The 14,088-nt window shown below is 68.7% G+C and carries 13 protein-coding genes; all 13 read left to right on the top strand.

Annotation, left to right across the window (positions count from 1 at the left end):
* The first annotated feature begins 23 nt into the window (after nucleotides 1-23).
* Nucleotides 24-1,085 carry an MCE family protein gene (locus E1200_RS22520; RefSeq protein WP_131954051.1) on the top strand — a complete coding sequence of 354 codons (1,062 nt, stop codon included), beginning with the start codon at nucleotides 24-26 and terminating at the stop codon, nucleotides 1,083-1,085.
* Between the two features lies 1 nt (nucleotide 1,086).
* The gene (locus E1200_RS22515; protein ID WP_131954049.1) at nucleotides 1,087-2,325 is read left to right on the top strand and encodes an MCE family protein; all 1,239 of its coding nucleotides are present in this window, start codon (nucleotides 1,087-1,089) and stop codon (nucleotides 2,323-2,325) included.
* Nucleotides 2,325-3,587, top strand: a complete 1,263-nt coding sequence (locus tag E1200_RS22510) for an MCE family protein (RefSeq protein WP_131954048.1) — start codon at nucleotides 2,325-2,327, stop codon at nucleotides 3,585-3,587. Before E1200_RS22515 ends, E1200_RS22510 begins: the two co-directional genes overlap by 1 nt.
* Before the next feature lies 1 nt (nucleotide 3,588).
* On the top strand, nucleotides 3,589-4,839 hold the full coding sequence (locus E1200_RS22505; protein WP_131954047.1) for an MlaD family protein: 1,251 nt from the start codon (nucleotides 3,589-3,591) through the stop codon (nucleotides 4,837-4,839).
* Nucleotides 4,836-5,408, top strand: a complete 573-nt coding sequence (locus E1200_RS22500) for a hypothetical protein (RefSeq protein ID WP_131954046.1) — start codon at nucleotides 4,836-4,838, stop codon at nucleotides 5,406-5,408. The genes E1200_RS22505 and E1200_RS22500 overlap by 4 nt, the downstream gene beginning before the upstream one ends.
* Nucleotides 5,405-6,010 (top strand): hypothetical protein, encoded by a 606-nt coding sequence (locus E1200_RS22495; RefSeq protein ID WP_131954045.1) that lies wholly within the window; start codon nucleotides 5,405-5,407, stop codon nucleotides 6,008-6,010. The genes E1200_RS22500 and E1200_RS22495 overlap by 4 nt, the downstream gene beginning before the upstream one ends.
* A 19-nt stretch (nucleotides 6,011-6,029) precedes the next feature.
* Nucleotides 6,030-6,719: a hypothetical protein gene (locus E1200_RS22490; RefSeq protein ID WP_243708754.1), complete on the top strand. Its 690-nt coding sequence runs from the start codon at nucleotides 6,030-6,032 to the stop codon at nucleotides 6,717-6,719.
* 16 nt (nucleotides 6,720-6,735) lie between these two features.
* Entirely contained in the window at nucleotides 6,736-7,287 is a 552-nt protein-coding gene (locus E1200_RS22485) for a hypothetical protein (protein ID WP_131954044.1), read from the top strand.
* 98 nt (nucleotides 7,288-7,385) lie between these two features.
* On the top strand, nucleotides 7,386-8,549 hold the full coding sequence (locus E1200_RS22480) for a hypothetical protein (RefSeq protein WP_131954043.1): 1,164 nt from the start codon (nucleotides 7,386-7,388) through the stop codon (nucleotides 8,547-8,549).
* Nucleotides 8,550-9,025: 476 nt separating this feature from the next.
* Nucleotides 9,026-9,670, top strand: coding sequence for a hypothetical protein (locus tag E1200_RS33895; protein WP_165950418.1), 645 nt, complete (start codon nucleotides 9,026-9,028; stop codon nucleotides 9,668-9,670).
* A gap of 84 nt (nucleotides 9,671-9,754) precedes the next feature.
* On the top strand, nucleotides 9,755-11,887 hold the full coding sequence (locus E1200_RS22465; protein ID WP_131954041.1) for a DUF6801 domain-containing protein: 2,133 nt from the start codon (nucleotides 9,755-9,757) through the stop codon (nucleotides 11,885-11,887).
* A gap of 443 nt (nucleotides 11,888-12,330) precedes the next feature.
* Entirely contained in the window at nucleotides 12,331-13,140 is an 810-nt protein-coding gene (locus tag E1200_RS22460) for a hypothetical protein (RefSeq protein WP_131954040.1), read from the top strand.
* A 274-nt stretch (nucleotides 13,141-13,414) separates the two neighbouring features.
* Nucleotides 13,415-14,088: hypothetical protein (locus tag E1200_RS22455; protein WP_131954039.1), on the top strand; the 674-nt coding region annotated here is incomplete at its 3' end.

Raw genomic sequence — 14,088 nt, 5'->3', positions numbered from 1 at the left:
CCCCGGGCGGGCCGCCCGCGCCGCTGCCGCGCGCGCTGCCGCGGCCGAAGAAGGGCCGGCCGCGGCTGAAGCCGCTGCGCGACCGCAACCCGATCCCGGTCGCGATCATCGGGCTGGCGGCGCTGCTGGTGCTCGGCATGCTGGCCTTCCGCGCCGACGACCTGCCGGTCATCGGCGGCGGCACGACCTACGACGCGTACTTCTCCGAGGCCGCCGGGCTGAAGCCCGACCAGGAGGTCCGGGTCGCGGGCGTGAAGGTCGGCAAGGTCACCGGCGTCGAGCTGGAGGGCGACAAGGTCAAGGTCACCTTCCGGGTGAAGGACACCTGGGTGGGCGACGCGACCCGCGCCGCCATCATGATCAAGACGCTGCTGGGGTCGAAGTACCTCCAGCTCGACCCGCTCGGGGCGCGCGAGCAGGACCCCGACCGGCCGATCCCGCTGGAGCGGACGATCGCCCCCTACGACGTGACGACCGCGTTCCAGGACCTCGGGCGGACGTTCGAGCAGCTCGACACGGCGTCGCTGGCGGCGAGCCTTGACACGATCTCCACGACGTTCGAGGACACCCCGGCCAGCGTCCGCGTGGCGCTGGAGGGCCTGTCGTCGCTGTCGAAGACGATCGCGTCCCGGGACGCCGAGCTGGCGCAGCTGCTCGCCGGCACCAAGAAGCTGTCGGGCACCATCGCCGCGCAGAACGCCCAGTTCGAGGCGCTGTTCGAGGACGGCAACCTGCTGCTCGCCGAGCTGCGCCGCCGGCGCGAGGCGATCCACGCGATCCTCGTCGGCACGCGGCGGCTCGCCGACGAGCTGGTCGGCCTCGTCGGCGACAACCGGCGGACCCTCGGCCCGACGCTCACCTCGCTGAAGAAGGTCACCGACCTGCTCGAACGCAACCAGCGGAACCTGGACCGGACGCTGGAGAACGCCGCCCCCTACCTGCGCCTCGTCGGCAACACGACGGGCAACGGCCGGTGGATCGACGGGTACCTGTGCGGCACCGTCCCCAAGGAGTACCTGGAGAACGGCCGCTGGACGCCGCCCGTGAAGGGCTGCGAGCCGCCGCACCTGACGGGAGGCCGGTGACATGGCGTCGTCCCCGACACGCACCGCGAAGCTGCCGCGGCTGCCGTCCCCGACCCGGGACCGGCAGGTGCGCGTGCTCGAAGCGGTCATCCTGGTCTTCGTCCTCCTGGTCGCGGTCGCGCTGATCCCGATGCTGGGCGACGGACCCGGCCGCAGGATCACCGCCTACTTCGCGACCACCATCGGCGTCTACCCCGGATCCGACGTCCGCGTGCTCGGCGTGAAGGTCGGCTCCGTCGACGCCATCGAGCCGCTCGGCACGCGGGTCAAGGTCGACATGACCGTGGACGAGGGCGTGGACGTCCCCGCCGGCGCCCACGCCGTCGTGATCGCCCCGAACCTCGTCTCCGACCGGTACGTGCAGCTCGCCCCCGCCTACAGCGGCGGCCCGAAGATGGCGGCCGGCGCCACGATCGACGTGAGCCGCACCGCGACGCCGCTCGAACTCGACCAGCTCTACACCGCCGTCCGCACGTTCGCGAACGACCTCGGGCCGCAGGGGCTGAACGCTCAGGGCGCGCTGTCGGACGTGATCAGCGTCGGTGCCGCCAACCTCGGCGGCAACGGCAAGCTGCTCAACACCACGATCGCGGACCTCGGCAAGGCGTCCCAGACGCTCGCGGACTCCAGCGGCGACCTCTACGCGACCGTGTCGAACCTCAACAAGTTCAGCGAGATGCTCCGGAACAACGAGGGGCAGATCAGGCTGGTGGAGAACCAGTTCGCCGACGTCAGCGGGTTCCTCGCCGCCGACCGGGACGAGCTCGGCGCGGCGCTGGAGAGCCTGGCGCGGGCGCTCGGCGAGGTGAAGCTGTTCATCGCCGAGCACCGCGAACAGCTCAAGGGCAACGTCGACCAGCTCACCCGGATCACGAAGGTCCTCGTCGATCAGCGCGCGTCCCTCGCCGAGATCCTCGACACGGCGCCGCTGGTGGCGCAGAACGCGCTGAACGCCTACGACCCGAAGACCCGCTCGCTGGTCGCCCGCGGCAACCTGCTGGAGATCACCAAGGCGTTCGGCAGCCTCGACCAGCCGGGCGTCGACCCGCCGGCGACGAACGCCAGCCCGCTGTGCGCGTCGGCGGTCTCCGCCCCGGAGACGATCCGCGAGCAGTGCGAGCGGCTGCGGACGCCCGGACTGGCGTCCGTGCCGCCATCGCAGGCGGGCGGCGCGCCCCCGCTGCCGCTGCCGGCCGCGGGACCGACGTACACGGGCAACGGCGACGAGGGAGGCCGCTGATGCGCGTGCCCACGAAGGTGCTGGCGCTCTGCACCGCCGCGACCGTCCTGGCGGCGGGCTGCTCGACGCGGATCGAGGACATCCCGCTGCCGGGCGGCGCCGATCTCGGCGACCACCCGTACACCGTGAAGGTGCAGTTCGAGGACGTGCTGAACCTCGTCCCGCAGGCGGCGGTGCGCGTCAACGACGTCCCGGTCGGGCGGGTGAAGGAGGTGTCGCTGCCGAAGGGGTCGTGGGACGCCGAGGTCACGCTGCTGGTGAACGGCGACGTGCGGCTCCCCGCGAACGCGAACGCGAACCTGGAGCAGTCGAGCCTGCTGGGGGAGAAGTACATCGAGCTGTCCGCCCCCGCCGAGCCGTCCGCGCAACGGCTGGCGGACGGCGCCACGATTCCGGTGGCCCGCACGTCGCGCAACGCCGACGTGGAAGAGGTCTTCGGCGCGCTGTCGCTGCTGCTGTCGGGCGGCGGGCTCCCGCAGATCCGGACGATCAACCGGGAACTGAACCAGGCGCTCGGCGGCCGGGAGGACACGATCCGGTCCGCGCTGCGCAACCTGGACGAGCTGACCAGCACCCTCAACCGCAACCGCGAGTCGATCACCACCGCGCTCGACGGGCTGAACCGCCTGTCGTCCACCGTGCGGTCCCGCAACGGCCAGGTCGAGACCGTCCTGGACGACCTGTCGCCGGGCCTCAAGGTCCTGGAGGACCAGCGCGGGCAGCTCGTGGAGATGCTCCGCGCGCTGGAGAAGCTGTCGGACGTCGCCGTCAAGACGATCAACGCAAGCCGGGACGACACGGCCGCGAACCTGCGCTCCCTCGCGGTCATCCTCGAAAAGCTCGCCGACTCCGGCCGCGACCTGCCGAAGTCGATGGAGGTCCTGCTCACGTTCCCGTTCACCGACGAGGCGCTCAAGGCCGTCAAGGGCGACTACCTGAACGGCTACCTCACGGTCGTCGCCGCCGAGGGCTTCAACTGCGTCGTCCCGCCGGTGAAGGAGGAACCGCCGATGGGGACCAGCGAGGAGGACCCGGCCGAGCAGGGGCTCGGGCAGCAACTCACGCGTGCGGGCACGCTCGCCGGGTCCGACGTTCCGGGGCCGCGGCCGGAGCCGTGCCCCACCACGGGCGGCGGCCAGCAGGTCAACGCGCCGTCACCGGAGGCACCGCGTCAGGTCGCACCGCAGGCGCCGCCGGACGGCCCCGGCGCCCCCGGCGACGCACCGCCCCTGCCGCTGCCGACGCTCGGGGAGGGCGACTGACATGCTCACACTGGGCACCCGCATCAAGATCGTCACCTTCATCGTGATCGCCCTGGTCGTCGTCGGCTACACGAGCATCAGGTACGCCGACCTCGGCCGCTACGTCGGGATGCGCGGCTACTACACCGTCAAGCTCGACCTGCCGACGACAGGCGGGCTCTTCGAGGGGTCGGCGGTCTCCTACCGCGGCGTCACGGTCGGCGAGGTCGGCAAGCTCGACCTGAGCGACGACGGCGTCATCGCCGAACTCCGCATCGAGGACTCCGCGCCGGACATCCCGACGAACCTTGAAGCGGTCGTCGCCAACCGCTCCGCCGTGGGCGAGCAGTACGTCGACCTGCGCCCGCGGACGGGCGCCGGGCCCTACCTGGCGCACGGCGCCACGATCCCGCGCAGCGCGTCCACCACTCCGGCGCCGGTGAACGAGACGCTCAAGAGCCTCAACGACCTCACCGGGTCGCTTCCGCTGGACGACCTCCGGGTACTGATCGACGAGCTGGGTCTCGCGTTCGCCGGGCAGGGGCCGCACCTCCAGCAGCTCCTCGACACCAGCGCCCGGTTCGTCGCGGCGTCCGACGCCGCGTTCCCGGAGACCCGCGCGCTGATCCACAACGGTGAGGACGTGCTGCGCACGCAGAACGAGCTGTCGGGCGCGTTCAAGTCGTTCTCGCTGAACACGCGCCTGCTGGCCCGGCAGCTCCGCGACTCCGACGCCGACCTGCGCGAGGTCATCCGGTCCGGGCCGGGCGCGGGCGCCGAACTGTCCCGCCTGCTCCGCGACCTCGACCCGGGCCTGAGCGTGCTGCTGGCCGACTTCCTCACCCTGGCGCGGCTGGGCGAGCCGCGCCAGGCCGCCATCGAGGAACTGCTCGTCCGGCTGCCGCAGGCCGCCGGGATGGTGTCGACCATCGTGGCCGGTGACAAGCTGCGGGTCGGCTTCGCGACGACGTTCTTCAACCCGCAGCCCTGCACGCGCGGCTACGACGGGACCCGCTACCGCAACGGCCTGGACCTGTCCGAGGCCCCGGCGTTCAACCGCGGTGCCCGCTGCACGGAGAGCCCGAGCACCGGCATCAACGTGCGCGGTTCGGCGAACGCGCCGCGCAGGGGGGTTCCGGAGCCGGCCAAGCCCGGGTCACTGTCTCGGACCGAGGTCACCGACCTGCTCAGCACGTTCGGGCTGCCCGCCGTGACCGAGCCGGCCGTGCCCGCGGACCTGCGCGGCCTCCTCGGGCTGGGAGGCCCGTGGTGAGGGGCGCCGCGGCGGCGCGCCGCGCGGCCGTCCGGGCGGTCCCGCTGGTTCGCCCGGCCGGCTATGTGCTGATCGCCGTGGCGACCGTCTTCCTCTGCACGTCGCTGTGGTCGCTCTTCCAGGCCGGACGGGGCGCCGACAACGAGTACGCCGCCGCACGGGACGAGCTGACCCGCACGGCCGTCCAGCACATCACGCAGCTCAACAGCATCGACCCCAAGCGCGTCGACCTCGACCTCGCGCACCGGCTGCGCGTCGCCACCGGCCCGTTCCACGACGCCCTGGAGGCGGAGATGCCCGCCGCGCGCCAGAAGTTCGCCAAGCAGGCCGCTCCCTCGCACGGCAAGATCACCGCTCTCGCCGTCACCGAGTTCGACGACTCCGCCGGGAAGGCGACCGTCATCGCGTCCGTCCGGATCTTCACCGACGCCACCGGCGAGGACGGCCGGCGCACCGAGCAGCGCAAGCGCTACGAGGTCGCGATGCAGCGGGTCGGCGGCGCCTGGAAGGTCAGCGAGCTGAACCCGCTGCCGCCCGGCGGGAAGCCGGCCGAGGGGAGCGGGTCGTGAGCATCACCGAGCAGGAACCTCGGACCCGGCGGGAACGGGCGGCGCGCAGCGCCCGGCCTCGCCGCGGACCGGTCCGGCGCCCGTCGCTTCCCATGCTCAAGCGGGCCGCCGGACTGGGCTGGCCGGTGGCCCTCGCCCTGGCGATCTGCGTGTCCGCCTTCGCCGTCGACGGCTGGGCCGACAGGCGGAGCGAGGGCTCACCGGCCGCCAACCGGGCGCTCGTCGACAAGGCCGCGACCGAGAAGGCCGTCGTGGGGATCTCCGCGCAGATCGCGCAGATCTTCACCTACACCCACACCGACCCCGCGGCCACCGAGCGGGCTGCGAACGAGGTGCTCACCGGAGACGCCATCGGCGAGTACCGCAAGCTGTTCGGCGTCGTGAAGAAGAACGCGCCGGTCATGAAGCTGTCCCTCACCACGAAGGTCGCCAAGGCCGGGGTGATCAAGCTCAGCGAGGACGGGACGGCGGTGCTGCTGGTCATGCTCGACCAGACGGCCACCCGCGACGGCGAGCGCACCGGCCCGCCGGTCGCGGCCCAGCTCATCGTCACGGCGCGCAACGACCAAGGCTGGCGCATCAGCGACCTCCGGGCCGCCTGAGGAAAGGGGTGGAACCACGGTGAGCAGGATCAAGACCGCCGTGCCGAAGGCGGAGGAGCCCGAGGCTCCCGAGCCCGCCGAGGACACGGCGAAGGCCACCGGAGCCGAGGCGCCCGAGGAATCGGACGAGCCCGAGGCGGCGAGGAAGTCGCCCAAGCCCGAGGCGGCGAAGAAGGCGCACGAGCCCGCGTCGCGCCGCCTCTCCCGGGACCCGCTGATCCGGGTGGCGTCGCTGGTGACGGTGATCGCGGCGGCCGCCGCCGCGTGGTTCGGCTGGTCGTACAACTCGGCGGCGGGCAATGACGATCTCGCCTACGCCGCCGAACGCGACAGGGTCCTCGCCGTCGCGAACCAGGCGATCGTCAACCTCAACACCCTCGACCACCGCAACGTGGACGCGGGCCTGAAGGTCTGGCAGGACTCGACGACGGCCGAGCTGTACGACGAGATCGCCAAGGGCCGCTCGCGGCTGGAGGCCGAGGTGAAGAAGGCCGAGACGACGAGCACCGCCAAGATCCTCGAATCCGGCCTCACCGAACTCGACACCCGGGCCGGGAAGGCCGCGGTCATCGCCGCCGTCCGCATCACCATCACCGGCGCCGAGGGCAAGCCGAGTGATAACACCCGCCGGTTCGCCGGCCAGCTCACGAAGACCTCGTCCGGCTGGAAACTGTCGGCCCTCGGCCAGGCCCCGACCGGAACGCCCTGACGGCGAGGAGACGAAATTGGCAGCGATCAGCACCATCGGCCGGGTGGTCCCCGGCACCGCACGCATTCGCCTGGTCGTCCTCCTCGGCGCGCTGACAATGGCGCTGGGCGGAGTGGCCGCCTGGTCGTTCGATCAGGAACGCGGCCTCACCGGCGCGGCCTCGGCGGACAACGCGGCCCTCAGCGACAACGCCCGCACCAGCGAAGTCAGAGGCCAGATCACGACCGCCGTCAACACGGTGTTCTCCTACAACTACGCGGACACCGCCAAGACGGAGAAGGCCGCCCAGGACCTCCTCACCGGAAAGGCCGTCCAGCAGTACAACCAGCTTTTCGCGCTGGTGCACAAGCAGGCACCGGAGCAGAAGCAGGTCCTCACCACCACGGTCACCGACACGGCGGTGAAGACGCTGACCGGTGATCGCGCCCGCCTCCTGGTCTTCGCCGACCAGCGCAACACCCGCACCGACAAGAACGAGACCAGCTACTCCGCCGCCGTCTTCGCCGTGGACGCAGTCCACACCGACGGCAAATGGAAGATCACCGAGATCGACACACTCGGCGCCTGATTGCTAGGGCTCGGTGAAAGCGGCAGGTGAAGGAGAGTCGGCCCTCGGCAGACACGAAAGGAGGACATTCTGTATAGGACGGAAATCCAGGGAAGGCGTTGTTCGAGGAGAAAGCAGGAAGCGATATGCGAGCCCTTATTCGGAAGGCCGCCACCACTGCTGCGGTCGCGGCCATCACCATCGCCCTCATCGCCCTCACCGCCGTCCCCGCCTTTGCGGTCGGGCCCTACAGCGCCGGCAACACCTCCCCCGCCTACTTTCTGGACACGAACACCGGGGTGAGTTCGGTCTGCCCGGTGTCGACGGTCAGTGGCATGACCGACAACGGCCCGTCCGGTCCGATTCCTGACACGTTCTCCAATGTGACTTTCAGCGGATGCATCACGACCGGTGGAATCTCCACCACCGTCACGGCAACCGGACTGCCGTGGAACTTCAACGTGGTCAGCTACAATCCGGGCACGGGCGTGGTAAGCGGCACGCTCACCGGTGTCACGCTTACGATCACCATCAATTCCTCCCCGACGTGCACGATGACTGTCGGCGGTCCTGGAAGCGGTCCCGGTACGGTCAACGCAGCCTTCGGCTACAGCACCGGACTGATCGACCTGGGCGTCGGCGGCAACCTCGAAGTGCAGACGGCAACCCCGGGATGCACCGGTTTGGCCAATCTCGGCGACCCCTACGTATTCGCCGCCCAGTACCAGATCAATACCTGGACGGTCACTCCGGGCGGGTCGATCACCGCGATCAACATTCAGCCCCTCCAGACTCTGAACCCGAACACCGGGGTAGCGGTGGTATGCCCCATCTCGTCGGCGAACGGCACGCTGCAGAGCGGTGGCGGCCTGCAAGGTGCGCAGATCGGTCAACTCAGCTCGGTGAGCACCAGCGGGTGCGCCGCGATCGGTGTAGCCTCCACCAGCGTCACGGCTACCGGCCTGCCATGGCATCTCAATGCCGTCAGTTACGACGGGCTCACGGGCGTGACCACCGGCACGCTCACCGGTGTCGAGGCCACGGTCACCATCAATGTCAGCCCGCCCTGCACGGTGACGGTCGGCGGTCCGGGTGGTGGTCCCGGCACGATCAACGGGACGTTCACGAACAGCACCGACGTGCTCGCCGTGAGCGGCGGCAACCTCGAAGTGCAGACGGCCGTCCCCGGCTTCGGGTGCATCGGTTTGGCCAACCCAGGCGACCCCATCGTTATCGCCGGCCAGTACCAGGTCACCCCGGGGCAAACCATCACCAGCCCTTGAATGAGCGTCCGCCATTGATTGTGACCGTATCCCCGATTACGGTCACCCGGTCGGCAGGCATGTGGGAGCCCGAACCCCCATGCGAGAAACTCAGCGGCGTCGGGAATATGGCCGACCCGACGGCGCCGGGGACGGCTCAAGTACAGCACATGGCGGGCATCCGATAATACGTCCTGATCGAAAGAATTGTAAGTTGGCGATAAATGCGTAGTGATCGAATGCTAAGCGGATGACAAGCGGCGGCAACTTTATGGGCGACTGAGGAGAGATGCTTTACCTGCTCTTGAGAAGTGCGCTACTGGCAGGTATATTTCGATATGAGTACGGCAGGACTGGGTGGTCTTGTGGTGGAGCTGAAGTAGTTCGGCTTCCGGGGTTCTGCTCCCGTCGACCCGGAGGAGTTCGTTTCTGCAGAAAGTGGTCAGTGTCCCTACGAGTAGAAGAAGTTGCCCCCCCGCGAAGGGAAAAGAACTGACATGCGTAAGATCACCCGAACGGCTCTGACCGCCGCCGCGGTCGCCGCCACCGCCGCTGCCCTCACCACCGCCCCGGCCTCGGCGGCGCCCCTCGCCACCTGGTCGTCCAACCCGGGCGGCGCGGTCACCGGGAACAACTCCCAGCCCCTGCACGCCCTGAACCCGAACACCGGCGTGTCGGTGGTCTGCCCCATCTCGTCGGCTAGCGGCTCACTGCAGAGCGGCAGCGGCCTCTCCGGCGTGGCGATCGCCTCCGTGACCTCCGTGACCTCCGCCGGGTGCGCCGCCATCGGGATCGCCTCCACCACCATCACGGCCTCGGCCAGCCCGAGCAACCCGTGGACCCTCGACGCCGTCAGCTACAGCTCGGGCGTGACCACCGGCACGCTCAACAATGTCGAGGCCACGGCCACCATCAACGCCAGCCCGCCCTGCACTGTGACGGTCGGTGGTCCCGGTGGTGGTCCCGGCACGATCAACGGGACGTTCACGAACAGCACCGACGTGCTCTCCGTGAGCGGCAGCAACCTCGAGGTGCAGACGACCGCCGGCGGTGGGTGCGCCGGGCTCGCCAACGTGGGCGACCCCATCACTCTGGCCGGCGCTTACCAGCTCACGTCGGACCAGCACATCACCAGCCCGTGACGTGAGGGTTCGTCCCTGATCGCGACCGCACCCGGGCGAAGCCCGGGTGCGGTTTCCCTCGCCCGTCGACCAAGGACATGAAATATGCATCCGATCCCCAGGAGCGCCGCACGGATCGCGGCGATGACGGCACTTACCGTGAGTAGCGGCGCGTTGGTGGCCGTCCCGTCGGCGATGGCGGACATTGGGGCGGAGATGCGGTTCGTGTGCGCCGGTCAAGCCGGTACGCACGAGGTGGGGCTGCGGGTCGATAGCAGCGTCCCGGCCACCGGCATGGTGGGCGAGCCGATCCAGCCGGGGACCGTCAGGGTGGAAGTGGGCGTCCCGGCGGAGCTGGTGGACGAGGTAGTGGGGAAGTCGCCGGATGAGTCTTCGGCGCCACCGGTCACGGGCGTGGCCGACGCTCCCGCGATCTCGGGCGTGGCCCAGGTGGGGGTCGCCGTTCAAGACGCCGTCCAAGAACGGGGCGGAGGGTGGCCGGCTTTCGCCTTGGCGGCCGCGCCGTCGCGTGGGGAGGACGGGACGGTGCAACTGACCGGTAGCGGGGTGGCGCCGCCGGTGGTCCCGCAATCGCGGGGCGGGCTCTCATGGGTGGCCGGTGAACTGAATCTGTCCTTGGTGCCGAGTGACGCCGCGACCAGGACGGAAGAGGCGGAGCTGTCGCTGCGCTGCACGGCGGAGAAAGAAACGGTCTTGGGTACCGTGCGGGTGCAAGGGGGAAGTCAGAACCCGGCTCTCAACGCGCCGAGCGGTGTTTCCCGCCAGGCCGCCGTTCCTCCGGGGAATCTGTGCAAGGAGGTCCCCGCTCCCGGCGTCGATCCGCGATACGACATCAACCCCCATCCCGCGCTGATGAAGCTTTACGAGGACCCGCCGAGGCCGGACGGTCTGAAGGCGACCGAGAAGGAAGGGGTGCCGAACTGCATCAAAGCGACGGGCTTCGTCAACCTCAAAAAGGCCGACGGTGCCGTTCCGGTCGCCCTTGAAACTCTCCTGCGCAGACATGTCATAGATTACTCTCCCATCGATCTCTTCTCTGGTCCGAACTACTTTGAAGATGTCGGATACGTCGTCAACCAAACCTATCCGGCGTCCGGAACCGTGCTGGGGTTCGGATTCATGCCGACACGCGCGGTGGCCGAGGCCGTTCAGTCCCGTGCCCCCGGCCAAGGGGAAAACGCTCCGATCACGGGCAACTTCCGGTACCGGGGTCTCAACGACACCCTGAAATTGCCGAACGTGCTGGACGATATGACGCTCCGGGCCATGACATACGTTCGTCTGAAGGTCGGCACGGCAGCGGTGAACGGGGTCACGATTGACCTCGGTGACAACTGCACGACAGATCCGACCCTCATGTCCGCGCACGGCTTCGTAGGGAGCCAGAAAGCCGGAGTCCGGCTGGCGACGGATGGGCAGGAGATTGTCGTCGAAGACCTCGAGATCCCGCCGTTCAAGGGCTGCGGGGTCACGGAAGACCTCAGTCCGCTCCTCACCGCGAGCGTCTCCGGGGCGGGAAACTACGCCAGAGCCGAGTCCGGGAAATGGTGCGACCCAGTCGGCGGTGGCGATTGTGTCGACGGCGCCGGCCCCCTGCCGGAGACCATTACGGTGAAGTCGGGTGGGAAGATTACCGCGGTCGCCGACAACTTCATGCTTACAACTGCGGGACCGCCCGGCAGGGTGGGGCAGGTGACCTGCGAGTCGGTAACGATGCGGCTCGAGATGGATGAAGGGCACTGGAAGTCGCGGTTCCTCCTGGCGAAGGGCGGTATGTCGTTCGAGGACTGTGACGTCAAGAGCTCGGAAGGCGACCTCTATCCGGCCGAGATCGCCCCGATAACCGACCTGTTCGTGAGCATCATAGATTTCAATGAGGATGGTTCCCCGCGGTTCTCGCTGAACAATGTGGTCATCAACACGACCGTGGACACAAATGGCTCGGATGCCGGCGGCAAGTGCACCCTGGGATTCGGTGGCTTCTACTTCGGCCCCTCCTTCAATATCGTAACGGGCCCCGGAGACATCCAAGGGCGCTACGACAACGGAACCGGTGTCCTGGCCTCGGAGCCTGGACGGGGTGCCAGCGGAGGAACGCTGATGACCGGCCCGGAATCCACGTGCAACCTGCCGGGCTTCTTCAAGGGTGCCATTCTTGGGACCGGAACGGCCGACTTCAAGTTCCCGCGGCCGTGGCCTGAGTTCACCTCACCCTGAGTCGGCCAAGTACCGCGGCCGCGCCCGTCTGTACCACCCCAGCGGGTTCGGTCCGGCCAGCTCGCCGCGGGCCTTCACAGGCCCGCGGCGAGTGCGGCGTAGCGGCACCGCAGTGACCGCGCCCCTCGCCAGGTCTATTGCCGCCACTCGGTCCAATCAAAGGCTGGGTGAACTACTCCAGGAGATCTGCCGATATGCGGCAGATGATAATACCGCCAGTCCCGGAGTAGTCGGTTATGGCAGCCGCTAACAAGATCGGAAAAAACTTCAAATTGACGGTCCGCTGCATATTGAACCGCTATCGAGCCGGTCTTACGATCCGGTTGGGAATAAAGGGTATTCCCGTGGGCGGATCTGCGTCGGAGGTTCGGCGTCAGCCGCGATTGAACCTTGGTCGTCTGGCGTTCTGATCCCGTTCCACCGGTACTGCGAAAGGATCGACCGTGAAGTTCGCCCGGTTCTCGAAGCGCGGTTCCCGCCTCGCGCTTCCCGCCGCGATCGCGGCGGCGGCACTGGCCCTGTGCATGGGTGCCCCGGCTCAGGCGGCCCCGACTCTCAATCCCGACCCGATTCCGGAGAGCTTCGACTTCTCCGACTGCCCGCCGCTGCCCGAGGGTGCGAGCCCGGTCTACTCGCAGTGCTTCGTGGCCGTGATCACCAGCGGTACGTTCCAGGTCGGCAACTTCGACCAGGAGATCGAGCATCCGATGCGGATGACGTTCGCGCAGACGCTCAACCTGGAGACCTTCGAGTACGAGACGGTGTTCGGGAAGCTGCGGGCGGAGCCGATGCTCGTCCAGCCCGGGCTGTTCGGTGATCCGCTGCTGACGGCGGTGTACGCCCAGCCCGAGTACGCCGGGCACTTCGAGGTGCCGGTGAGTTCGGACTACAGGATCAACGTCGGGCTGAAGATCCGGCTCGTCAACCCCTTCCTCGGGTCCAAGTGCACGGTCGGCACGAACAGCAACCCGATCATGCTGAGCTTCACCACCGGGACGACCGACCCGCCGGCGCCCAACACCCCGATCACCGGGGAGCCGGCCAACGTCGTGCGGACCGACCCGCCCCCGGTCGTGCGGGCGCCCAAGCACGTCGACAACTCGTTCTCGGTGCCCGGTGCCAGCGGCTGCGTGTTCGGCTGGGGCGCCGCCAACTGGCTGATCAACCAGGTCGGCGGGTTCCCCTCGCCGGCCGGGAAGAACACCGTGATCCAGAACGAGTACGTCGTCCAGAAGCAGTACTCCCAGCTGTAAGGCGGACGGCAGGACGACCGGCCGTGCCCGCGGCGACCCCGCGGGCACGGTACACCCCCCAAGGCGCGGTATATGCGGGGACGACCGAACGAGTCACCGCTTGCGATCCGGCGGTCGCGATTCTGAAATCCAGTCGATCCCGGCTCGCGAAGATGTCGCGCGTTGCCGCACTCATATGCGGCGTGATCTGTCGGAGGTTCGGCGTCAACTGCGATTGAACCTTGGTCGTCTGGCGTTCTGATCCCGTTCCACCGGTACTGCGAAAGGATCGACCGTGAAGTTCGCCCGGTTCTCGAAGCGCGGTTCCCGCCTCGCGCTTCCCGCCGCGATCGCGGCGGCGGCACTGGCCCTGTGCATGGGTGCCCCGGCTCAGGCGGCCCCGACTCTCAATCCCGACCCGATTCCGGAGAGCTTCGACTTCTCCGACTGCCCGCCGCTGCCCGAGGGTGCGAGCCCGGTCTACTCGCAGTGCTTCGTGGCCGTGATCACCAGCGGTACGTTCCAGGTCGGCAACTTCGACCAGGAGATCGAGCATCCGATGCGGATGACGTTCGCGCAGACGCTCAACCTGGAGACCTTCGAGTACGAGACGGTGTTCGGGAAGCTGCGGGCGGAGCCGATGCTCGTCCAGCCCGGGCTGTTCGGTGATCCGCTGCTGACGGCGGTGTACGCCCAGCCCGAGTACGCCGGGCACTTCGAGGTGCCGGTGAGTTCGGACTACAGGATCAACGTCGGGCTGAAGATCCGGCTCGTCAACCCCTTCCTCGGGTCCAAGTGCACGGTCGGCACGAACAGCAACCCGATCATGCTGAGCTTCACCACCGGGACGACCGACCCGCCGGCGCCCAACACCCCGATCACCGGGGAGCCGGCCAACGTCGTGCGGACCGACCCGCCCCCGGTCGTGCGGGCGCCCAAGCACGTCGACAACTCGTTCTCGGTGCCCGG

The organism is Actinomadura sp. GC306 (assembly GCF_004348665.1).
GTDB lineage: Bacteria > Actinomycetota > Actinomycetes > Streptosporangiales > Streptosporangiaceae > Spirillospora.
Note: the sequence above shows the minus strand (reverse complement) of the source record. Positions and strands in the feature narration are given on the sequence as shown.